Annotated in this window: 17 protein-coding genes, 1 tRNA gene and 1 other RNA gene; 15 read left to right on the top strand and 4 right to left on the bottom strand. The window is 66.8% G+C overall.

Annotation, left to right across the window (positions count from 1 at the left end):
- Nucleotides 1–185: 185 nt before the first annotated feature.
- Nucleotides 186–273: transfer RNA gene (locus ACW5CM_RS09530), tRNA-Ser, on the bottom strand.
- A gap of 79 nt (nucleotides 274–352) precedes the next feature.
- Between ACW5CM_RS09530 and ACW5CM_RS09535 the strand changes: the two genes are divergently transcribed.
- Both ACW5CM_RS09535 and trhO read left to right on the top strand, forming a co-directional pair.
- Nucleotides 353–1,588 (top strand): LCP family protein, encoded by a 1,236-nt coding sequence (locus tag ACW5CM_RS09535; protein WP_457124858.1) that lies wholly within the window; start codon nucleotides 353–355, stop codon nucleotides 1,586–1,588.
- A 33-nt stretch (nucleotides 1,589–1,621) separates the two neighbouring features.
- Entirely contained in the window at nucleotides 1,622–2,515 is an 894-nt protein-coding gene (gene trhO, locus ACW5CM_RS09540; protein ID WP_438255524.1) for an oxygen-dependent tRNA uridine(34) hydroxylase TrhO, read from the top strand.
- 21 nt (nucleotides 2,516–2,536) lie between these two features.
- Here the strand turns inward: trhO and ACW5CM_RS09545 are convergent, their stop codons facing one another.
- Genes ACW5CM_RS09545 through ACW5CM_RS09555 form a run of 3 tightly spaced genes read right to left on the bottom strand, consistent with a single transcriptional unit; the run spans nucleotide 2,537 to nucleotide 6,951 of the window.
- Nucleotides 2,537–4,780 carry a transglutaminase TgpA family protein gene (locus tag ACW5CM_RS09545; protein ID WP_457124859.1) on the bottom strand — a complete coding sequence of 748 codons (2,244 nt, stop codon included), beginning with the start codon at nucleotides 4,778–4,780 and terminating at the stop codon, nucleotides 2,537–2,539.
- Complete coding sequence (locus ACW5CM_RS09550; protein ID WP_457124860.1) at nucleotides 4,767–5,966, bottom strand: DUF58 domain-containing protein; 1,200 nt, start codon at nucleotides 5,964–5,966, stop codon at nucleotides 4,767–4,769. Before ACW5CM_RS09550 ends, ACW5CM_RS09545 begins: the two co-directional genes overlap by 14 nt.
- 7 nt (nucleotides 5,967–5,973) lie before the next feature.
- Entirely contained in the window at nucleotides 5,974–6,951 is a 978-nt protein-coding gene (locus tag ACW5CM_RS09555; RefSeq protein ID WP_457125043.1) for an AAA family ATPase, read from the bottom strand.
- Between the two features lie 145 nt (nucleotides 6,952–7,096).
- Here ACW5CM_RS09555 and ffs point away from each other — a divergent pair.
- The 13 genes from ffs to ACW5CM_RS09620 all read left to right on the top strand — a co-directional run bounded on the left by ffs (nucleotide 7,097) and on the right by ACW5CM_RS09620 (nucleotide 21,255).
- Nucleotides 7,097–7,193: signal recognition particle sRNA small type (gene ffs / locus ACW5CM_RS09560), an RNA gene on the top strand.
- Nucleotides 7,194–7,255: 62 nt separating this feature from the next.
- Entirely contained in the window at nucleotides 7,256–7,843 is a 588-nt protein-coding gene (locus ACW5CM_RS09565) for a rhomboid family intramembrane serine protease (protein WP_438255521.1), read from the top strand.
- Nucleotides 7,840–8,490: a hypothetical protein gene (locus tag ACW5CM_RS09570; protein WP_457124861.1), complete on the top strand. Its 651-nt coding sequence runs from the start codon at nucleotides 7,840–7,842 to the stop codon at nucleotides 8,488–8,490. The genes ACW5CM_RS09565 and ACW5CM_RS09570 overlap by 4 nt, the downstream gene beginning before the upstream one ends.
- A 9-nt stretch (nucleotides 8,491–8,499) precedes the next feature.
- Nucleotides 8,500–10,614: a phosphate acetyltransferase gene (gene pta, locus ACW5CM_RS09575; RefSeq protein WP_457124862.1), complete on the top strand. Its 2,115-nt coding sequence runs from the start codon at nucleotides 8,500–8,502 to the stop codon at nucleotides 10,612–10,614.
- On the top strand, nucleotides 10,611–11,834 hold the full coding sequence (locus ACW5CM_RS09580) for an acetate/propionate family kinase (protein WP_457124863.1): 1,224 nt from the start codon (nucleotides 10,611–10,613) through the stop codon (nucleotides 11,832–11,834). Before pta ends, ACW5CM_RS09580 begins: the two co-directional genes overlap by 4 nt.
- Nucleotides 11,831–12,448: an NAD(P)-dependent oxidoreductase gene (locus tag ACW5CM_RS09585; RefSeq protein WP_439255863.1), complete on the top strand. Its 618-nt coding sequence runs from the start codon at nucleotides 11,831–11,833 to the stop codon at nucleotides 12,446–12,448. The genes ACW5CM_RS09580 and ACW5CM_RS09585 overlap by 4 nt, the downstream gene beginning before the upstream one ends.
- Before the next feature lie 109 nt (nucleotides 12,449–12,557).
- On the top strand, nucleotides 12,558–13,313 hold the full coding sequence (locus ACW5CM_RS09590) for an HAD-IA family hydrolase (RefSeq protein ID WP_439255864.1): 756 nt from the start codon (nucleotides 12,558–12,560) through the stop codon (nucleotides 13,311–13,313).
- Complete coding sequence (locus ACW5CM_RS09595) at nucleotides 13,310–15,826, top strand: glycoside hydrolase family 65 protein (RefSeq protein WP_457124864.1); 2,517 nt, start codon at nucleotides 13,310–13,312, stop codon at nucleotides 15,824–15,826. Before ACW5CM_RS09590 ends, ACW5CM_RS09595 begins: the two co-directional genes overlap by 4 nt.
- 3 nt (nucleotides 15,827–15,829) lie before the next feature.
- On the top strand, nucleotides 15,830–16,915 hold the full coding sequence (locus ACW5CM_RS09600; protein WP_457124865.1) for a DUF2207 family protein: 1,086 nt from the start codon (nucleotides 15,830–15,832) through the stop codon (nucleotides 16,913–16,915).
- Nucleotides 16,916–16,920: 5 nt separating this feature from the next.
- Nucleotides 16,921–17,481, top strand: coding sequence for a hypothetical protein (locus ACW5CM_RS09605; RefSeq protein ID WP_457124866.1), 561 nt, complete (start codon nucleotides 16,921–16,923; stop codon nucleotides 17,479–17,481).
- Nucleotides 17,482–17,529: 48 nt separating this feature from the next.
- The gene (locus ACW5CM_RS09610) at nucleotides 17,530–19,713 is read left to right on the top strand and encodes a DNA polymerase III subunit gamma and tau (RefSeq protein ID WP_457124867.1); all 2,184 of its coding nucleotides are present in this window, start codon (nucleotides 17,530–17,532) and stop codon (nucleotides 19,711–19,713) included.
- Complete coding sequence (recR, locus tag ACW5CM_RS09615) at nucleotides 19,713–20,306, top strand: recombination mediator RecR (RefSeq protein ID WP_438255511.1); 594 nt, start codon at nucleotides 19,713–19,715, stop codon at nucleotides 20,304–20,306. Before ACW5CM_RS09610 ends, recR begins: the two co-directional genes overlap by 1 nt.
- Before the next feature lie 34 nt (nucleotides 20,307–20,340).
- Nucleotides 20,341–21,255 (top strand): DMT family transporter, encoded by a 915-nt coding sequence (locus tag ACW5CM_RS09620; protein ID WP_438255510.1) that lies wholly within the window; start codon nucleotides 20,341–20,343, stop codon nucleotides 21,253–21,255.
- The last annotated feature ends 85 nt before the right edge of the window (nucleotides 21,256–21,340 follow it).

Below are 21,340 nucleotides of genomic sequence, written 5' to 3' on the forward strand. Positions count from 1 at the left end.
CCAACCGGCTGAACGAGCTGCTACTCGCCGCTTAAACCCCCGGCGTTGCTCCCACCATTTGACATTGCCGCCGTTTTAGCAGCACGAACTGCGACGGGAGCGGGTAGTAGTTGCGACCGAGGGCGCGTACGAACGTACGGCGGGAACGAAAAAGTGGGCCTCGCAATGCGAGGCCCACTGATTTCTGGCGGTGACGGAGGGATTCGAACCCTCGGTTGCTTGCACAACACACGCTTTCCAAGCGTGCTCCTTCGGCCGCTCGGACACGTCACCAGGGAACAACCTGAACAGTCTATCCGATCCTTTGTGGTCTCCGTGCCAGCTCACAACACGCCGTCGTTATGCTGTGCGGATGGGACGACAGCCACAGCGATCGACGATCGCCCAGCACGGGCAGCAGCACACGCCGTCGGCAGGCGGGCAGTTGCTGAAGATGGTCGGGGTCGCGCTGGCGACAGTGCTCGTCGCCGCCGTCGGCATCACCGGCTGGGTCGTCGGCGACCTCGGTGCGACCTACACGGCCGACGCGGTCGACCTCGGTGGCGACCCGCCACCCGGATTCTCCGAACTCACCACCGGTGCGAACATCCTCGTCGCGGGCACGGACAATTGCGAGCCCGAATACGCTGATCTTTTCGGCGACCGTTGCGCGAATCCGGAAGATGGTGTGCGCAGTGATGTGCTCATGCTGGTGAACATCTCCGATGAACCGCGGCGGGTCACCGTGGTCAGCTTCCCCCGGGACCTGCTCGTCGACATCCCCTCGTGCGTCACCGACGGCGGCGAGAGCGCGCCGCAGTACCGTCAGATGATCAACTCCGCGTTCAGCATCGGCGGGCTCGCCTGCTCCGCCCGGACGATCGAGGATCTCACCGGCGTCGATGTGCAGTACGCGGCATCCATCAACTGGGGTGGCGTGATCGAGGTGACCAACGCGGTCGGCGGCGTCGATATCTGCGTGGCGACCGCGATGAAGGATGCCGACTCCGGCATTGATCTGCAGCCGGGCACGCACAACCTCGTCGGGCAGGATGCGCTTGCGTTCCTGCGCGCGCGGTACTCGACCGAGGACGGCAGCGATCTGAACCGCATCGGCAACCAGCAGCTGTACATGTCGAGTCTGGTGCGAAAGATCACCAGCGAGCAGGTGCTCACTAATCCCGGGCTGCTGCTCAAGCTGGCTCGCACGACGCTGTCGGCGATCGACCCGAGCACCACGCTGACCAATCCGGTGACGCTCGTGGAGATGGGGCTGGCTCTGAAGGACATCCCCGTCTCGGATTACGCCTTCGTCCGGTATCCGGTAGCCGACGCTCCGGATGACCCGAACCGGCTCATTCCGATCAGGGATGCTGCGGACCAGCTGTTCGAAGCGCTCGAGCGCAACGAGCCGCTGCTGCTCGCCGACGCCGCGGGGCAAGCGCCGGAGGCCCCGGTCGAGCCTGAGGCTCCCGTCGATGGCGAGGTCCCGGTCGAGGGGGAGGCTCCCTCACCGGCGCCGGGTGAGACCGCCGTCGCGCTGCCGCCGAGCATCACCGGCACCACCGGTGAGACCGAGGGCTGCGTCTCCGGTCGAGTGGTGCGCTGAGTCCGCACAGGCGACCCGCGTAAAATCGGCACCGTGGCAACTCCCAAGATCGTTCTCTTCTACGCCTTCACCCCGCTCGCCGACCCGGATGCTATCCGGTTGTGGCAGCGTGACTTCGGTGAGGCGCTGGGTCTGCGCGGACGCCTGATCATCTCGAAGGACGGCGTCAACGGCACCCTCGGCGGAGACCTCGCGGCGCTGAAGAAGTGGGCGCGCTCGTTCCGCTCCTTCCCGGCCTTCCGCGACGCTGACATCAAATGGAGTGAGGGCACGGGACTGGATGCCGACGGCCGCAGCCTCGACTTCCCCAAGCTCAGCGTCAAGGTGCGAGATGAGATTGTCTCGTTCGGCGCCCCCGGGGAACTCCAAGTCGATGAGGCTGGAGTCGTCGGCGGCGGCACCAGGCTGAGCCCGGACGACCTGCACGCGCTACTCGCTGAGCGCGACGACGTCGTCTTCTTCGATGGGCGCAACTCGCTGGAGGCGGAGATCGGGCGATTCAAGGATGCTGTCGTGCCCGATACCGAAACCACCCGTGACTTCGTCGAGCTGCTTGATTCCGGAGCTTATGACGATCTGAAGGGCAAGCCCGTCGTCACCTATTGCACGGGCGGAATCCGTTGCGAAGTTCTCTCCAGCCTGATGGCCGCTCGCGGTTTCGGCGAGGTCTACCAGCTCGACGGCGGCATCGTCCGCTACGGCGAGAAGTTCGGTGACGATGGCCTGTGGGAGGGGTCGCTCTACGTCTTTGACAAGCGCGGCTCGATCGACTTCAGCGATCACGCCGCCGTGATCGGCACCTGCGTCGGCTGCGGCACTGCCAGCAAACGCACCGCCAACTGCCCGGATGCTTCGTGCCGCCGCCAGTTCGTCGTCTGCGAGTCGTGCGTGACCGTGCCCTGCGAGGAGCACGCCGCAGTCAGCTGACCCGCAGCCGGCACAGACGCGTCAGCGGGCCCCAGAGATCGCCGTGCCGGCCGCCGTCCGCGAGACGAACAGCGACCGGGGTACCAGCGCTGCAGCCGCCCGTGCGCGGAAATCGACGCTGCGTCGCAGTTCACCGGTGATCTGTGCGACGGCGGGGGAGAGGTCTCCGGCATCGCCGGCCGTGCGGGCGAAGCTCGCGCGCTCGACAGCATCCACCAGCACCCGCACCATCGCCGGATCCGCACCGCTCTTCACCAACGCGGCCCCCCGCACGCGCGGGCTGTCGGCCTCGGAGGCAGGCAACCGCAGATCGATCAGCGTGTCCTGCACCTCCCGCCAGGCTGTCATCGCATCGCCGTCACGAGCTCGACCGCGCCGCACGAGGTAAAGCACGAACCGGACCAGCGCGGGCAGCAACAGCACGAGAACTGCGCCCAGCACGCCCAGCATCACCGGTGTCGGATTCAGCTGGCGCAGCGGCTGTCCGTCAGCGGTTGAGGTCCCGCCCTGATCCCGATCGATCTCCGGACCGTTCGTGGGAGCGGCCGATGGTGCGGCGCTCGGCGCGGGTGCAGCCGGACCGGTAGCTGAGCCGCCACCGGTCGAGGCAGCCTGGAAGCTCGTCGGCACACCCAGCGACGCCGTCGGCTCGAACGACACCCAGCCGATCCCCTCGAAGTGCACTTCCGGCCAGGCGTGCAGCTGCTCGCTGCTGACGGCGTAGATCGATTCGGTGCCGCGCTTCTCATCGGTCATTCGGCCCGGCAGGTAACCGACCACGATGCGCACCTGCATATCCATCGACTGCGCCATCAGCGCGAAGGCGCCGGCGAAGTGGATGCAGTAGCCCGAGCGGGCGTCGAGAAACTCTGCGACCGCCTCCGCTCCTGTCCCATCAAAACCTCCGTCGACCGGGGCGTCCAATGAGTAGCTGAACTGCGACCGGAACCAGTTCTGCAGCGCGATGAGCTTGTCATAGGCGGTGCCAGCATCCGCCGTCACCTCGCGAGCCATCTCGCCGATCACAGCCGGCAACTCCTCGACGGGCTCGGCCGACGCGCTCGTGACGGGCGCTGCCTGAATCTGCTCTTTCGTCGGCAGTACGTTCTCGGTTGTGACGGTGTAATCCTCGCCCTCGGCATCCCGTGTCGACGAGATGACCGTGCGGTTGGCCGGCACCACCTGCCAGCCCGAGGAGACCCCGACGATCTTCGTCGCGGGGAACGGCACCGGCAGCATCGAACTCGCGATACCACTGACCCGGATCGAGGTGCGCTGCTCGATCGAGTCCAAGTCTTCGGCCCAGTCCGGGGCCCCGAATCCCGCACGAAGCGGTTGCCGGTCGGTTTCGTCCGGAGTCCACGTCTCGCCGTCGAACTGCGACAGGCTCGCAATGCGCAGATACGGGGCGGAGGTGGACTTCGTCGCCAACGTCATCACGGTGAACGGCGTGGGACGGCGCAGATCGTCGCCCAGTCGCAGCGACGGGTTCAGCTGCACGCTGGTGCCGGCACCGATCCACGTGGCCGACACCGGCAGCACCGGTGTGATGACGAGGGCGGCGACGATCACGGCAGCCCCGACGCTGACCATGACACCGACCGACGCCTGCCGCGGCGCGGTGCGGTCATGCCGGGTGCTGTGCCGGAACAGGAACAGCGCTACAAGCGCCAGCCCGACGAACCACACCACATCGGCGTCGCCGCGGGTGATGATCGTCGGCATCGCCCCAGCAGCCGCCACCAGGATGACCGCCAGCAGAGCGAGACGGGCGGCGATCAGCTGATCGAGCAGGATCGCGATGACGCAGAACCCGATCACGAGCATGGCGTTCAAACCGCGGGTGCTCTCCAGCGGTGCCGTGCCGAACTGCACCTGCTGGAACGCCTCGGATGCCAGCACTCCGACCGAGCGCAGCGTCACCTCGGTGGGGACGACACCGAAGAACGCACCGAACGGTTCGATCATCGCGGTGAGGGCCAACACTGACACGAGCAACTGCGCACCCAGCGTCGACCACGGCCGATCAGCGTGCCCGGAGCGCACCTGCCGCACGATGAACCCGGTCACGGCGATCAGCATGATCACGGCAATGCACATCAGTGACCAGACACCCGCCGCGATCACCGAGGTATAGGGCCAGAGGACAAGGAAGCTCGAAATCGTCGTCAGAACCGCAACGGCGAATGTGCGTTCGGTCTGCCGGGTGCTTTCACGTCGCTCTGCACGAACGGGCACCACCGGCGGATTCTCAGCGCGGAACATGGCCGCTTCCCGTGGTCACGCGCGCTGGCAGTGCGTCTTCCCAGGCGGATGCCACGTCGTCGCCCAGCGTTGCGGACGACCAGCCCAAGGCGGCTGCGGCATCGAGCGCGCCGGGCAGCGGATCGGACGCCAGCAGAATCGGCGCGGATGCTCCGCCATGGCGCAGGAGCGCGGCTTCCTCTTCGTCGATTCGCCCGGTGATCATCACTACCGGCCCCGGCGGTGCACCGTCGTAGAGGGAGATGAGGTCGCGCCCTTCGCCGCGCGGGGTGACCATCGCCAGGGCGACGAGCAGCGAGTCTCGATCATCCTCATGTCCGCGCAGAGATCCGAGCACAGCTCCCGCGGAATCGAGCACGTCGACGCTGTAGCCTTCGTGCACCAGATGCAGCGCGACGGATGCTGCAGCAGAAACGGCTGCCTCGAACGCCGGGTCGGAACCGGTACCAGCGCGTTCCCAGCGCCGGGCGGTGCGATCGAGAACGACGAGGGCATCAGGGCTGGCTTCCTCTTCCTCTTGACGCACCATCAGGTCCCCGCGGTGCGCGGTGGCCCGCCAGTGGATGCGCCGCATGGAGTCGCCCGAGACGTAGTGCCGGGGCGAGAGGTTGTCGCTGCCCTGACCGAGCCTGGTCGATGCGGTGTGCGCGGTGCCGCCGCTGGCGCCGACATTGCTGTTGATCGGGGCCAGCGGCACGATCTCCGGCACGATGGTGACGGTGCGGGTATCGCCGAACTCCTGCTCACGCTGGGAGAATCCGAACGGATCGATGGTGCGCAGCAGCAGAGGTCCGACCGGCCAGACGCCTCGGTGCACCCCCGTGATCGCGTAGCGGATATTGGTGCCGTTGTCGGTGGGGAATTCGCCTGCAGCGTCGCCGACGACAGCCGAGGGAAGCGCATCGCGCCAGGTACCGTTCGGCACCCGCAGGGCGCGGAGGTCGAAGCGCACGGCGACCTGGGACTGTTCTCCCACGGTGAGCAGATCCGTGGAGATGCGTCGGGAGACCCCGCCGCTGCGCCGTGGCACGTGGACGACGAAGACCGCGATGATCACCAGCAGGAACAGCAGCATCGCGATGTACAGCAGAATCGGCGCGGCCAGCAGATTCGCTGCGATCATGCACAGGAGCCCGGCAATGATCGCGGCGGCACCGCGGCGGGTGAGAGGGCGACGGCGACGCATGATCGGATCAGACTCGAGCGGCGAGGGGGACGCGCACGCGCTCCACGATCTGGCCGAGGGCCGCTTCGATCGGCTGCGCGCCGGCCCGGTGAACGCCGCGTGCGGGCAGCAGGCGGTGCGCGAAAACCGGCACGATGAGGGTCGTCAGATCATCCGGGATCACGAAGTCTCGACCGTCCAGCGCTGCCCACACCTTCGACGCGCGCACGAGCTGCAGCGTCGCGCGCGGGCTCGCACCCAGATGCAGACTGGGGTCGTTGCGTGTGGCCTGCGCCAGTGCGACCGCGTACTCCTCTACGGCGGGGGAGACGTGCACGGCCCGAGACCAGCCGATCATCTGCTTGATCGCCGCGGCATCGGCGACGGGCGTGATCGTCGACAGCGGATTCGCGCTGTCACGCTGACGGAGCATGAGGGCTTCGGCTGCGGCATCCGGATATCCCATCGACACGCGCATCATAAAACGGTCGCGCTGTGCCTCGGGCAGGGCATAGGTGCCCTCCATCTCAAGCGGATTCTGCGTGGCCACCACGAGGAACGGATCGGGAAGCGGGTGAGTCTGCCCATCGACGGTGACCTGCCCCTCCTCCATCGCCTCCAGCAGCGCGGACTGGGTCTTCGGAGAGGAGCGGTTGATCTCGTCGGCGATCACGATCTGGGCGAAAACCGCGCCGTGTTTGAACTCGAACTCCCGATCGACCGGGTTGTACACCGAGACGCCGGTGACATCTCCGGGCAGCAGGTCGGGGGTGAACTGGATGCGACGGACCGTGGCATCCACGCTCGCCGCCAGCGCACGCGCCAGCATCGTCTTGCCGACGCCGGGGACGTCCTCGATGAGCAGGTGCCCCTCGGCCAGCAGGCAGACCAGCGCGCTGCGCACCGCATCCGCCTTGCCATCGATCACCCGCGAGACGGATGCCAGGATCGCCGAAGTCTGCGCCTCGAACTGCTCGGCGGTGATCGAGTTCTGAGTGCCGTGCATGTGGTCCCTCTCGTGCGGCGCTGCGATGTCATTGATCGTACGTGGTCGCGACACGCTTCGACAGGCTCAGCGAGCGGATGGGGCGGCTCAGCGAGCGGGCAGTGCACCATGGCGCACCGCACTCTGTGCAGCAGGTAGACTTATTGGCGGCTCTCCGCGTGGCAGCATCCAGGCCAATTCCCCCAGGACGGAAACGTAGCAAGGGTAACCGGGCTCTGCTGGGTGCGCGGAGGGTCTTTTCTTTGCCCGGAATCCTGTCCCGATGATCCGGGCGTCGCCCAGCTGGGCCTGCGAGGATTATCACGTGAGCACAACTCCCGCCGCCGAGAAACCGAACGCCGTCGCGCGCTTCGCTTCGCCCGTGGCGCTGCTCGCATTGATGTGGCTGATCCAGATTGCGGATGCCGTGCTCCCTGGCTCTTTCACGGGCTTCGGGTTGCGTTCTTGGGACTTCGCGAGCCTCCCCGGCATCGTTCTGGGACCGCTGCTGCATTCGGGCTGGCCGCATCTGATCGCGAACACGTTCCCGTTCCTCGTGCTCGGGTGTCTGGTCGCGATCGAGGGCGCTCGCCGATTCTGGTTCGTCACACTGATCGTTGTTCTCATCGGCGGCGCCGGCACTTGGCTGGTGAACGCGCCCGGCGCGCTGACGGTCGGTGCGTCCGGTCTCGTTTTCGGCTACTTCGCGTACGTCGTCGTGCGGGTGCTGTCACCTCGTCCGATCGCACACCGCATCGCCTACGCGCTCATCGCCCTGATCGTCATCGTGCTCTACGGCGGGTCGATGATCGCCGGCATCGTGGGCGTTGGGCCGGGAATCTCCTGGCAGGCGCACCTGTTCGGCGGCATCGGCGGAGGGATCGCCGCGCTCGCGGGAGCACAGCGCCGATGACGAAAGCGCCGACGAAGAAAGCGCCGCCGAAGAAAGCGCCGCCGAAGAAGGCCAGGAAGAAGCCGTCATCTCGGCGGCGGCGCTCCTGGCGCCCCGGCCTCGTCGTTGGCGCTGCATTGACGCTGTCCGCTCTGCTCATCGTGCTCATCCCGGTAGCGACCGCCCATGATCCGGTCGTGCTGTGCGCTGAGGATCCGGCGAGCTTTCCCGAGTCCGGCATCGCCGGGTGGAACGGGGAGCAGCTGGAGAATGCGGCGGTGATCATCCGCACAGCATCCGGGCACGGGTTCCCCCGCGACGGACAGATTCTCGGCGTGATGACCGCGATGGGCGAGAGTAGTCTGCGCAACATCGACTACGGCGACTGGGAGACATCCGGGGTCACCAACCCGGATGGCCAGCGCACCAGCAGCATCGGACTGTTCCAGCAGCAGGAGTGGTGGGGGAGCGTGGAGACACGAATGGACCCGGCTGGAGCCGCATCCCTCTTCTACACGCGCCTTGCGCGCCTGCCCGACTGGCAGAGCATGGAGCCGACGCTGGCTATCCACCGCGTGCAGATCAACACCGACCCGCAGCACTACGCACGCTTCCAGACGGATGCCACCGCCATCGTCGAAGCGCTTTCCGGTCCGTGCCAGGCGTAGGCTTACCGCGTGGCTCGTAGCATTTACATCACCTCGGCCGAAGGCCATTCCGGAAAATCGACCGTTGCGCTGGGAGTTCTTGATGCGCTCATGCGGGTGACCCCGCGGGTGGGCGTTTTTCGTCCGATCGCGCGCTCGTCGGCGGAGCGCGACTACGTGCTCGAGCTCATGCTCGCTCACGACGGCGTGCATCTTGAATACGACGACTGCGTCGGCGTCAGCTACGACGAGGTGCGCGACAACCCGGACCGTGCGCTTGCCACGATCGTCTCGCGGTTCAAAGCCGTCGAGGCGCAGTGCGACAGCGTCGTGATCATCGGCAGCGACTACACCGATGTCGCCAGCCCCGCCGAACTCGGCTACAACGCCCGCATCGCCGCCAACCTCGGCGCCCCGGTGCTGCTTGTTCTCGGCGGTCGCGATCAGCAGGCCCATGCCGAGCAGCTCGGCACCTCGACCGCGCGCACCGCCGCCGCCGTCGGACAGATCGCCTCGCTTGCGCTGTCGGAACTCGAGGAGGAACGCGCCGAACTCTTCGCCGTGATCGTCAACCGGGCCGACCCTGATGCCATGCAGCCGGCCATCGATGCGGTTCGCGCAGCACACGCTCCGACCACCCCGGTCTGGGCGATCCCGGAGGACCGGACGCTGGTTGCTCCATCCATCCGCGGCATCCTCGCCGCCGTTGACGGACGCCTGGTCAAGGGTGACCCCGATCTGCTCACGCGCGAAGCGCTGAGTGTGGTGGTCGCCGGTATGTCGATGGTCAATGTGCTTCCGCGCCTGACCGAGGACGCCGTCGTCGTCATTCCCGCCGATCGCACCGAGGTGCTGCTGGCAATTCTCCTGGCGGATGCCGCGGGCACATTCCCCTCGATCGCCGGTGTGATCTTGAACGGGCCGTTCCCCCTGCCGGCGCCGATCGAGCAACTGCTGGACGGGCTCGCCTCATCGGTGCCGATCATCGCTACCGACCACGGCACCTACGACACGGCGGTACGGGTGATGGGCGCGCGCGGGCGTCTCGCCGCAGACTCGCGGCATCGCTACGACCGGGCGCTCGGGCTGTTCCAGACCCATGTCGACATCACGGAGCTCACCACGCAGTTGGGCCTGGCCGAATCGCGCGTGGTCACACCGCTCATGTTCGAGTACGGGCTCATCGAGCGTGCTCGCGCTGACCGCAAGCGCATCGTGCTGCCTGAGGGTGAGGACGACCGCATCCTGCGGGCAGCGGCGACGCTGATCGCTCGCGATGTCGCAGACCTGACGATCCTTGGCGATGCGGCCAGCATTCACGTCCGCGCCACCGAGCTGGGCATCGACATCTCCGCTGCCCAGATTCTCAGCCCGACCGATCCGGAGTACGTCGCGCGCTTCGCGGAGGAGTACGCGCGACTGCGCGCGCACAAGGGCATCACACTCCAGCAGGCCGCAGACACCGTCACCGACGTCTCCTACTTCGGGACGCTGATGGTGCACCTCGGACTCGCCGATGGCATGGTCTCTGGTGCCACGCACACCACGGCGCACACGATCCGGCCCTCGTTCGAGATCATCAAGACCCGCCCCGGTGTGGACGTCGTCTCCAGCGTGTTCCTGATGGCGCTCGCCGACCGAGTCCTGGTCTACGGCGACTGCGCAGTGATTCCCGACCCCACGAGCACCCAGCTCGCCGACATCGCGATCTCATCGGCCGCAACCGCACAGCAGTTCGGAATCGACCCGCGCGTGGCGATGCTGTCGTATTCGACGGGTGAATCAGGATCCGGCGCCGAGGTCGACAAGGTTCGCGAGGCAACCGCCCTCGTACGCGAGCGGTCACCCGAGCTTCCGGTCGAGGGGCCGATCCAGTACGACGCCGCAGCCGACGCTGCGGTCGCCAAAGCAAAGCTGCCCGATTCGGCTGTCGCCGGCCGAGCAACGGTGTTCGTCTTCCCCGACCTCAACACCGGCAACAACACGTACAAAGCCGTGCAGCGTTCGGCCGGAGCCGTCGCGATCGGCCCGGTGCTGCAGGGCTTGAACAAACCCATCAATGATCTGTCACGCGGAGCGCTTGTCGACGACATCGTCAACACCGTCGCGATCACTGCGATTCAGGCGCAGACAGGAGCAGTATGAGCGTCGTCCTCGTCATCAACAGCGGTTCGTCCTCGCTGAAGTACAGCCTCATGGACATGGAGCGCGAGGTGCCGCTCGGCGAGGGGCTCATCGAGCGGATCGGCCAGGAGTCTGGTGAGATCACGCACACCGTGCGGCGCGTCACGAGCCCCGGCGAACCAGCCCCGACGCTGCTGGACATCGATCACCGCAGCGAGCGCCGCATCGCCGATCATGACGAGGCGATGTCGGTGATGCTCAAGCAGTTCGCCGAGCACGGCCCGCAGCTGTCCGAGCATCCGCCCGTCGCTGTCGGCCACCGCGTCGTCCACGGCGGAGCGCGCTTCTTCGCGCCCACGGTCATCGACGACCTCATCGAGATCAACATCGAAGACCTCTCGGTGCTCGCGCCGCTGCACAACCCGGGCGCCGTCGCCGGCATCCGCGCCGGGCGCCGCAGTTTTGCCGACGTGCCCCACGTCGCGATCTTCGATACGGCATTCCATCAGACACTGCCACCGGCCGCTTACACCTATGCGATCGACACCAGGGTCGCCGCCCGACACCGGGTGCGCCGCTACGGCTTTCACGGCACGAGCCACAAGTACGTCTCTGAGCAGGCGGCGGCTTTCGTGGGCCGCCCGCTCGCAGAGCTCAAGCAGATCGTCTTCCACCTCGGCAATGGTGCTTCGGTCACTGCTGTCGACGGTGGCCTGTCGGTGGAGACGTCGATGGGGATGACACCGCTGGAGGGGCTGGTGATGGGCACCCGCTCGGGCGACATCGACCCGGCGGTGGTGCTGCACCTCAGCAGGGTCGCGCAGATGAGTACCCGAGAGATCGATGAGTTGCTCAACAAGAAGAGCGGCCTGCTGGGGCTTGCCGGTCGCGCCGACATGCGCGACATCCTCGCGGGCGTCGAAGCGGGGGAGCAGGCTGCTTCGCTCGCCTTCGACGTCTACATTCACCGGCTGCGCTCCTACGCCGGCGCATATATCGCCCAGCTCGGCGGGGTGGATGTCATCTCCTTCACCGCCGGCGTCGGCGAAAACGCCGCCCGCGTCCGCGCAGAGGCCCTCGCCACGCTCGGCTTCCTCGGCGTCGAGATCGACGCTGAGCGCAACGCCACGCGCGCGCCAGGCACCCGACGCATCTCGACGGATGCTTCGACGGTCGATGTTCTCGTTGTGCCGACGGACGAAGAGCTCGAGATCGCTCGCCAGGCGCTGAGCGCAGCATGAGGATCATCATCTTCGGCGCCACCGGCGGCGTCGGTCAGCACACCGTGCGGCGCGCGCTCGCGGCAGGTCACGATGTCACCGCCTTCGTGCGAACCCCCGAAAAACTCGAACAGCAGGACGGCGTCACTATCCGGCAGGGTGACGCTTTCGACGCGGCCGCGGTCATTGATGCCGTCTCGGGGCACGACGCCGTGATCTCGGCGCTGTCATCGTCGCAGGCTCTGAAGAGATCCGACGAACTCGAGCGGATGACGCAGAACATCATCCGTGGGATGCAACAGGCGGGTGTGAGCCGCATCGCGTACTGCGCCTCGGCCGGTGTCGATGGCGAGCTGACCGGTGTGATCGGAAAGGGCATCGCCTGGGTGCTGCGCAACGCGCTCGCCGATCACCGCGCTGCGCTCGATCACATCAATGCGGCCGGACTCAACGTCACCGTTGCCCGGCCCACCTCACTGAACGATGCCGCGTTCATCGCGGATTATGTCGAGACATTCGAGGGGATGCCGCCGATGTCCCGCCCGATCCCGCGCGCCTCGGTGGCAGATTTTTTGGTGAAGTCGCTCGAGCAGCCCGACATCTACAGCAACACATCCGTGGGGCTGAGTCTGTAAGAGGCGTGTGCGTTCGGCGCTGGTCTTCTCCCGGACCCCAGGGCCCCGATACGCTGGCCTGATGGCACCGAGGTGCCGGACCATTCTTTCTCGCTGTTTGGAGGACTGCGTGCCCGAAACCGTGCCCGACCTGCGCCGCGCCGAAGGCGTGCTGTTCGACCTTGATGGAGTGCTCACTCCCACCGCCGAGGTGCACATGCACGCCTGGACAGCGGTCTTCGCGGAGGTATTCGCGCTCTGGGGGATCGCGCCGGCCTACACCGATGCCGACTATTACGCGTACGTCGACGGCAAGCGCCGCTACGACGGCGTCGCGAGTCTGCTGCGCAGCCGAAATGTGGAGATTCCCTGGGGAGATCCCGGTGATGGGCCCGATATGCAGACCATCTGCGGCATCGGCAACCGCAAGAACGCCGCGTTCGCTGCCGCGCTGCGCGGTGGTGGTGTCGCACCGTTCCCCGGCTCGCTCGCACTGCTCGAGGTGTTGGCCGCAGCAGGCGTGCCGATGGGGGTCGTGTCCAGCTCGTCGAACGCCGAGGAGGTTCTGGAGACCGCCGGCATCCGCGATTTCTTCACCGTCGTCATCGACGGCAAAGTCGCCGCACGCGACGGGCTCGCGTCTAAGCCCGCGCCGGACATGTTCCGCGCCGGAGCCGTCTCGCTGGGTGTGAACCCGGGCGCGAGCGTGGCCGTGGAGGATGCTGTGGCCGGCGTCGCTTCGGCTGCCGCTGCCGGTTACGCGACTGTCATCGGCGTCGATCGAGGTGCTGGTGCCGTCGTGCTCCGGGAAGTCGGCGCCACCACTGTCATCGACGACCTTGCCCGACTGCTCCCGCCCGACACTGATGCCCCGGAGACCGCATGATCGATCGCGACCGCTTTCCCGTCGACCCGTGGCGTCTCATCGAGACGCGGTACACCGAGGACGGCGTCTCCGAGACGATCTTCGCGGTGGCCAATGGCTATCTCGGCCTGCGCGGAAACCACATCGAAGGCCGCGGAGCGCACGAGCACGGCACCTTCGTCAATGGACTGCACGAGACCTGGCCGATCCGCCACGCTGAGCAGGCATACGGCTTCGCCGAGGTCGGACAGACCATCGTCAACGCTCCGGATGCCAAGGTCATGCGCGTCTACGTCGATGACGAGCCGCTCTCCTTCGACGAGGCCGATGTGCGCGAGTATTCGCGCACGCTGGATATGCGCACCGGAGTTCTGGAGCGGATCACCGTGTGGGAAACCCCCAGTGGCAAGCGGATCCGCATGCGCGATGAGCGTCTGGTCAGCTTCGAAGAGCGCCACCTCGCGATCCTGCGTCTGGACATCACGGTGGAGAACTCGGATGCCCCGGTCACGATCAGCTGCCAGCTGCTGAACCGTCAGGACGGCGGCAACGTCTACACCGGTGATCCGATGGGGAAGAAGCAGCAGGCCGGCTTCGACCCGCGCAAGAGCGAGCGGATCACGGAGCGAGTGCTGGAGCCGGGCGAGTACTGGCAGGACGGCTTGCGCTCTGCGCTGTCGTACCGGGTCGCCGATTCCGGTATGACGGTCGCCGTCGTCGCCGATCACGTGATCGAAACCGACAACGACTACAGCGCACGGCAGTACATCGAACCCGACATCGCGAAGAATGTGATCCGGGTGCAGGCCAAGGCCGGCATCCCGATTCGGATCACCAAACTCGTCAGCTATCACACCTCTCGCGGAGTCCCACCGCGTGAGCTCATCGACCGATGCCGCCGCTCGCTCGATCGAGCCGCCATCGAGGGTGTCGACGAGCAGTACCGCAAGCAGACCGAGTGGCTCACCGGCTTCTGGGATCGCTCCGATGTGCGGATCGAAGGGCACGAAGATCTGCAGCAGGCCACCCGCTGGTGCCTGTTCCAGCTCGCACAGGCCTCTGCGCGCGCTGACGGGACCGGCGTGCCGGCCAAGGGCCTCACCGGGTCTGGCTACAGCGGCCACTACTTCTGGGACACCGAGATCTACGTGCTGCCGTTCTTGACCTATACGACACCGCAGTGGGCACGCAACGCGCTGCGCGCCCGGGTGCTCATGCTGCCGGCCGCCCGGCGCCGGGCATCCCAGCTGAACGAAGCGGGCGCCCTGTTTCCCTGGCGGACCATCAACGGTGAAGAGGCATCGGCGTACTATGCCGCCGGTACCGCGCAGTACCACATCAACGCCGACATCAACTTCGCACTCGGAAAATACGTACGGGCGACCGGCGACGACGACTTCCTTCATCGCGAGGGCGCAGATGTTGCCGTTGAGACGGCCCGGCTGTGGGCGACGCTCGGGTTCTGGCGCACGTCGAACGGTGCGTCGACTGGCGTCGGTCGCCATCCAGAGACCGACACATTCCACATCCACGGTGTCACCGGGCCCGACGAGTACACCACCGTCGTCAACGACAACCTGTTCACCAACGTGATGGCCCGGCACAACCTGCGTTATGCCGCCCGTGTTGTGCGTGAGATTGCCGAGGATGACCCGGCCGCGTACGAGGCGCTCGTCGAGCGCGTGGGGCTGGGAGAGGGCGAACCGGATGCCTGGGATCAGGCCGCCGAGGCGATCAACATCCCGTACAGCGAGCGACTGGGCATCCACCCGCAGGACGCCATGTTCCTCGAACGCGAGATCTGGGATCTCGAGCACACGCCTAAAGAGCAGCATCCGCTATTGCTGCACTTCCACCCGCTGGTGATCTACCGTTTCCAGGTGCTCAAGCAGGCGGATGTCGTGCTCGCACTCTTCCTGCAGGGGAACCATTTCACCGCCGAGGAGAAGCTCGCAGATTTCCAGTACTACGACCCGCTGACCACCGGGGATTCGACGCTGTCGGCCGTGGTGCAGGCGATTCTTGCCGCCGAGGTCGGGTATCAGGATCTCGCGCTGGAGTACTTTCAGCAGTCGCTGTTCGTCGATCTCGGCGACCTGCACCACAACTCGTCAGACGGTGTGCATGTCGCATCGGCCGGTGGCGTCTGGACGGCGCTCGTGTGCGGATTCGGTGGCATGCGCGACCACGCCGGGGAGTTGAGCTTCGACCCGCGGCTGCCCGCGGAGTGGCCGTCGCTGTCGTATCCGCTGCAGTGGCAGGGTACGACACTGGATGTGACGCTGACGCGGGAAGAGCTGAGGGTGGCTGTGCGAGACGGTGACCCCGTGTCGTTCACCGTTCGCGGGGAGGAATGCACCGTGACTGCAGAGCAGGATGTCGTGGTCGCGCTGGCAGATCAGGGGCCGGTCATTCCCGGACGCCCGACCCTGCGCGCGTTCCAGGACGCCCGACGTGAGGACGGCACACGGCTGTCGGCATCCGTTCCGGTCATGACGAACGCCCTCCCGATCATCAGCGTGTTCGAAGACTAATCGGTGAGCCCCGTACTTCTCCTCATCACCATCGGGATCATCGTCGTGCCTGTGTTGATTCTGCTTGCACTCGCCATCGTGGCTCGGGTGCAGTCGCATCGGCTGCCGAAATCTCCTGGGCCGCGCTTCGCGCCGGAAGCTGAGGGGACGGTCATCCGCGACGCACTGCTGCTGAATCAGGACCGCAGAGCGATGGCCGCGGCTCTGGTCGACCTTGCAATCAGGCGGAAAGTGCGCCTATTGCGCCCGGCCGCAGAAGACGGCAAGCGTGCTGCGATCTCGGTGGAGACGGTTGAAGGTGCGTCCTTCACGGCATCCGAAGTTGCGGTGCTGGAGGCGCTGTTCGGCCGGGAGAGCGCGTCCGAGCGAGTGCGCCGGTTCAGCTCGGACTCCCGGTTGCTCGGCCGTCGGGTGCGTGCGGTGCTGGATACCGAAGAGCACCGCGGCGTCAGCGCCGGGCTGATCGCGCAAGGCCGATGCGCCTGGCCGGTTGTGCTGCTGCGGATCTTCGCTGCGGCGGGGGTGCTGTGCTCCCTTATCTGGATGCTCGGAACGATGTCTTCGGACACCGGGACGGACTGGCTCGCATTCAGCGCTGCGCTGGCGGGCTTTCTGGTGGTCCTCGCCGTGTTCTTCGTCATCCCCCGACCATGGCGACGGTTCACTCGCGAGGCTGAGCCGCTGCGTGCGCACCTGGCCGGGATGCGGGAGTACATCGATCTCGCGGAGAAAGAACCGCTGCGGTTTCTGCAGTCGGTGCAGGGCGCTCTGCCGAGTGCGGATGTGTCAGCCGCAGCGCGGCATGAAGGTCTGGAACGGTTTCTGCTGAACGAACGGATGCTGCCCTACGCGGTGCTGTTCGGCATGGAGAAGTCGTGGCTGGCTGCGCTGGGGGAGCACGCCGGCGAGTTGCGCTCGACCGGCGATCTCGGAGACATCGGCGACATCGCCGAGGCAGCATTCGAAGTTCTCGCCGTGATTGAACTCGTGGGCGGAGTGCTCCAGCTGGTGCGCTCGGTGGGGGAGTTGGCGGATGCCGCAGGCTCTGCGGCCGAGTTCGTCGGCGGCGTTTTCGACGCACTGCCCTGATCGAGATGGCAGTTAACCCACGACGAATGCGCCTGCGGGGCGGCGCAGTGCTTCTTGCTGCGCTGCTGGGTCTCACTGCCTGTGCTCCGCAGTTTCCGGAGCCACCGGACACGATCGGCGCAGATTATCCCGGCGCGATCCCAGTGTCTGTCGCCTGGCCATCGGATTGGCTGGAGGGAGTCCCCGGCGAATCCCACGCGGCCGGCTGGCCCATCGTGGGGCTGCAGCTGGAGCATGTCAACGGGCGATGGATGTGGCGCGTGCGCAACCCCGACCCCGGTCGCGACATTTTCGGCGAATCGATTACAGAACCCGATCGGGCGAGAGAAGCTCTCATCGATGCCAGCACATTGACGCTGGTCGACGAGCGCCACGTCGTGCTGACAGAGGCAGAGCTCGCTGGCGTCGAGATGAGTGCCTACGAGGCCGCACAGCTTTCTGGTGAGGTCTATCCGGGCCCGCGGCTGATCGGGCTGACGCAGAAGAGTGAAGACGGGCGTACGGTCTGGGAGATCACCACCTACGACACGGAGACCGGCGTGGTGTCGGTAACCACAGCGGGCTGACTACACAGGACAGATCCGGATGTCAGCGGTACGCCGTAGGCTGTTGAGGTGACCACAGCCCTGTACCGCCGATACCGGCCTGAGAACTTCGGCGAGATGATCGGGCAGTCCCAGGTGACTGACCCGCTGATGACGGCGCTGCGCAGCGACCGGGTCGGGCACGCGTATCTTTTCTCCGGTCCCCGCGGATGCGGAAAGACCACGTCAGCTCGAATTCTCGCGCGCTGTCTGAACTGTGCAGAGGGCCCCACGGACACCCCGTGCGGCACCTGCCCGAGCTGTGTCGAACTGTCCCGTGCAGGCGGCGGATCGCTGGACGTCGTCGAGATCGACGCCGCCAGCCACAACGGTGTCGATGATGCGCGCGACCTTCGGGAGCGGGCGACTTTCGCCCCCAGCCGCGATCGGTTCAAGATCTTCATCCTCGATGAGGCACACATGGTGACCCCACAGGGGTTCAACGCGCTGCTGAAGCTCGTCGAGGAGCCGCCGGCGCACGTGAAGTTCATCTTCGCGACAACCGAACCCGACAAGGTTCTCGGCACCATCCGCTCGCGCACGCACCACTATCCGTTCCGTCTGGTTCCACCGGCCGCAATGCTCGACTACGTCGAAAAGCTTTGCGTCGAAGAGGGCGTGCAGGTCGCGCAGGGCGTACTGCCGCTTGTCGTGCGCGCCGGCGGCGGCTCGCCTCGTGACACGCTGTCGCTGCTTGACCAGCTGATCGCCGGTTCCGACGGCGACTCGGTCGCCTATGAACGCGCGGTCTCGCTGCTGGGCTACACGCATGGTGCGCTTCTCGATGAGATCGTCGACGCGCTCGCATCGGGAGATGCCGCCGGAGCCTTCACCGGTATCGACCGGGTCGTGCAGACCGGACAGGATCCGCGCCGGTTCGTCGATGACCTGCTCGAGCGGCTGCGCGATCTGATCGTGATCGCAGCGGTCGGCGACGGTGCCTCGGCAGTGCTGCGCGGGCTCGCCGAAGACGAGCTGGCGCGCATGCGCGCGCAGGCTGCGGCCTATGGCACTGCGCGGCTTTCCCGGACGGCCGATGTCGTCAGTGCGGCACTGGATGACATGGCCGGCGCCACGTCTCCCCGCCTGCACCTGGAGCTCATGATCGCCCGCGTGCTCAGCGCCGTCGGTACAGGTTCGGCGGTGGATGTTGTGCCCGCTGTGGCTGCGGCTGTGCCCGCTGCTGCCGCTGCTCCGGTCGCGGCTGTGCCTGCGGCGGCGCCCGCCGCTGCTCCGGTCGCGCCCGCCACCCCGACAGCTGCACCCGCGCCGGTAACCCCGGACGCCGCATCGCCCACTCCGAAAGCTGCGCCCGCGCCCGCACCTTCGCGCCCGGACGCTGCCCCTGCGCCCACGCCAGCTGAACCGGCCGCTGCTCCGGTCGCACAGTCGGCCCCGGAGTCCGCGCCCGCGGCATCCGGCCCGGTCGACTTCGCTCGTATCCGCGCGGCGTGGCCAGCCATCCTCACCCGACTCGAGGGCCTCAGCCGGATGTCGTGGCTGCTGGTCACGACGGTACAGCCGCTCGATTTTGATTCCGACTCCGATGTGCTGACGGTCGGCTTTGTCAACCAGCAGGACGTCGCCCAGTTCAAGGGCACGAAACCCGGTGACGGGGCATCCGATCACCTGCGCACGGCGATCGAACAGGAGCTCGGCGTGCGGGTGAAGTACCGCCCCGCGCCGCTGCCTCCGACGACGTCGGCGCACGCGGCTGCGCCCGCACCTGTGCACACGGCTCCAAAGCAACCGCAGCAGTCCGCACCGCAGAAGGCAGCGCCATCGACGCCCGTGACTGAGTGGGCGGTTGCCGCGATCCCCAGTGCGGACCCCGTGGCGGTACCGCAGCAGTTCCCGGTCGATGAAGAGCCCGCTGAGGTGGAAGCATCCGCGCCGCTGCCTCCGCGTGACGGTGTGCCGGATCGCGACGAGCCGCCGCTGCCCGGCGACGATGACGCTCCGTACCCCGATGACGAGCCACCGTACGAGCCGCCGAGTTCGTATCAGGCTCCCGCTGCGAAACCTGCCGCACCCGCGCCGCAGGCCGCGGCACCGGATGCCGCACCCGCCCCGCAGCGCGCCGCGCCCACCATCACGACCCGCACGCCGGGCAACGGGGGAGTGCAGCGCTACGGCGAGGCCGTCATTCGCCAGGTCCTCGACGCCACTTTTGTGCGCGAAGAGCCCTATGAGCCCCCGACGAGGTTCGCCTGATGTACGACGGCATCGTTCAGGAACTGATCGACGAGTTCGGTCGGCTGCCCGGCATCGGTCCGAAATCCGCGCAGCGCATCACCTTCCATATTCTGCAGACGCCGTCATTCGACGTGGCGCGGCTGTCTGAGCTGCTCTCCGAGGTACGTGCGCGCGTGCGCTTCTGCGAGGTCTGCGGGAACGTCTCCGAGCAGGATCGCTGCACGATCTGCCGTGATCCGCGCCGCAACCCCGCGTTGATCTGCGTTGTCGAAGACGCCAAGGATGTGTCGGCGATCGAACGCACCCGTGAGTTCCGCGGGCTCTACCACGTACTGGGCGGTGCGATCAGTCCGATCGCGGGCGTCGGCCCCGACGACCTGCGCATCACACAGTTGATGACGCGCCTCGCCGATGGCACCGTGCAAGAGGTCATCCTCGCCACGAACCCCAACCTTGAGGGCGAAGCGACCGCCAGCTACCTCAGCCGATTGCTCACCACGATGCAGATCACGGTCTCGCGTCTGGCATCCGGTCTGCCTGTCGGCGGTGACCTCGAATACGCAGACGAGGTCACTCTCGGCCGCGCGTTCGAAGGACGACGCACGTTGTGAACAGCAGTCAGCGCGGCAGCCTTCGGGCGATGCGATGAACGCTCACGGCGGCTTCACCCGAAAGGGCTGGCTGCTGTTCGGCGCCATGGGATTCCTGTGGGGCATCCCCTACCTGTTCATCAGCATCGCCGTCGAGTCTTACTCTCCGCCGGCGATCGTCGCCGGCCGCGCGATCATCGGCGCTCTCGTGCTGCTGCCGTTCGCTCTGCGCAGCGGTGCATTGAAGCCGGCGCTGCGTAAATGGCCGTGGGTGCTGGCCTTCGCCGCCGTCGAGATCGCCGGGCCCTTCGTGCTGCTCGGCCATGCGGAGATGAGCCTGCCGTCAGGTCTCACCGGACTCCTGGTCGCCACCGTTCCGCTGTTCGCCGCGCTCATCGCACTCGGCGGAGGTGATCGCGGTGTACTCCGCCCCGCGCGCGCGATCGGTCTCATCATCGGATTCGCCGGCGTCACAGTCGTGGTCGCGGGCCCCGCACTCGCGCACGGCAATCTGCTCGCCGCTGGTGAGGTGCTGCTGGTGGCGGTGCTGTATGCGATCGCCCCATTCATCGTGGCGAAGAAGCTGGGAGATGTGCCATCGATCGGCGTCATCACGCTGGCACTGATCGCCAACGGCATCTTCTACCTGCCGATCGCGCTGGCTACGCAGCATCAGGTGCCCACCATCGCCGCCACGGCATCGCTGGTGATCCTGGCAATCGTGTGCACGGCGGTGGCATTCCTGGTGTTCTTCGCACTCATCCGCGAAGTCGGCCCGGTGCGCGCGCCGCTGTTCACCTACGTCAACCCGGTCGTCGCGATCATCCTGGGAGCGATCGTCCTCTCCGAACCGCTGACCCCGGGGCTGCTGATCGGCTTCCCGCTCATCATCATCGGCTGCTGGTTCGCTGGAACAGGTGGGCGCCTGCGTCCCCGCGAGCGCGTACTCGCGCCGCCGCAGACGCCCTGAACCCGATCCTCAGAGCTGCGATTCGACGCGCGCACCTTCGCGCGCACCCGTTTCGCGGGCTGGTGGCTGGGCACGCTCAGCATCC

The organism is Microbacterium wangyouchuni, assembly GCF_054072595.1.

Bases quoted from the DNA above. Each gene is read 5' to 3' on its own strand.
- ACW5CM_RS09535 (WP_457124858.1), top strand. From the start codon at position 353: ATGGGACGACAGCCACAGCGATCGACGATCGCCCAGCACGGGCAGCAG.
- ACW5CM_RS09545 (WP_457124859.1), bottom strand. From the start codon at position 4,780: ATGTTCCGCGCTGAGAATCCGCCGGTGGTGCCCGTTCGTGCAGAGCGA.
- ACW5CM_RS09550 (WP_457124860.1), bottom strand. From the start codon at position 5,966: ATGCGTCGCCGTCGCCCTCTCACCCGCCGCGGTGCCGCCGCGATCATT.
- ACW5CM_RS09555 (WP_457125043.1), bottom strand. From the start codon at position 6,951: ATGCACGGCACTCAGAACTCGATCACCGCCGAGCAGTTCGAGGCGCAG.
- ACW5CM_RS09570 (WP_457124861.1), top strand. From the start codon at position 7,840: ATGACGAAAGCGCCGACGAAGAAAGCGCCGCCGAAGAAAGCGCCGCCG.
- ACW5CM_RS09580 (WP_457124863.1), top strand. From the start codon at position 10,611: ATGAGCGTCGTCCTCGTCATCAACAGCGGTTCGTCCTCGCTGAAGTAC.
- ACW5CM_RS09585 (WP_439255863.1), top strand. From the start codon at position 11,831: ATGAGGATCATCATCTTCGGCGCCACCGGCGGCGTCGGTCAGCACACC.
- ACW5CM_RS09595 (WP_457124864.1), top strand. From the start codon at position 13,310: ATGATCGATCGCGACCGCTTTCCCGTCGACCCGTGGCGTCTCATCGAG.
- ACW5CM_RS09605 (WP_457124866.1), top strand. From the start codon at position 16,921: ATGGCAGTTAACCCACGACGAATGCGCCTGCGGGGCGGCGCAGTGCTT.
- recR (WP_438255511.1), top strand. From the start codon at position 19,713: ATGTACGACGGCATCGTTCAGGAACTGATCGACGAGTTCGGTCGGCTG.
- ACW5CM_RS09620 (WP_438255510.1), top strand. From the start codon at position 20,341: ATGAACGCTCACGGCGGCTTCACCCGAAAGGGCTGGCTGCTGTTCGGC.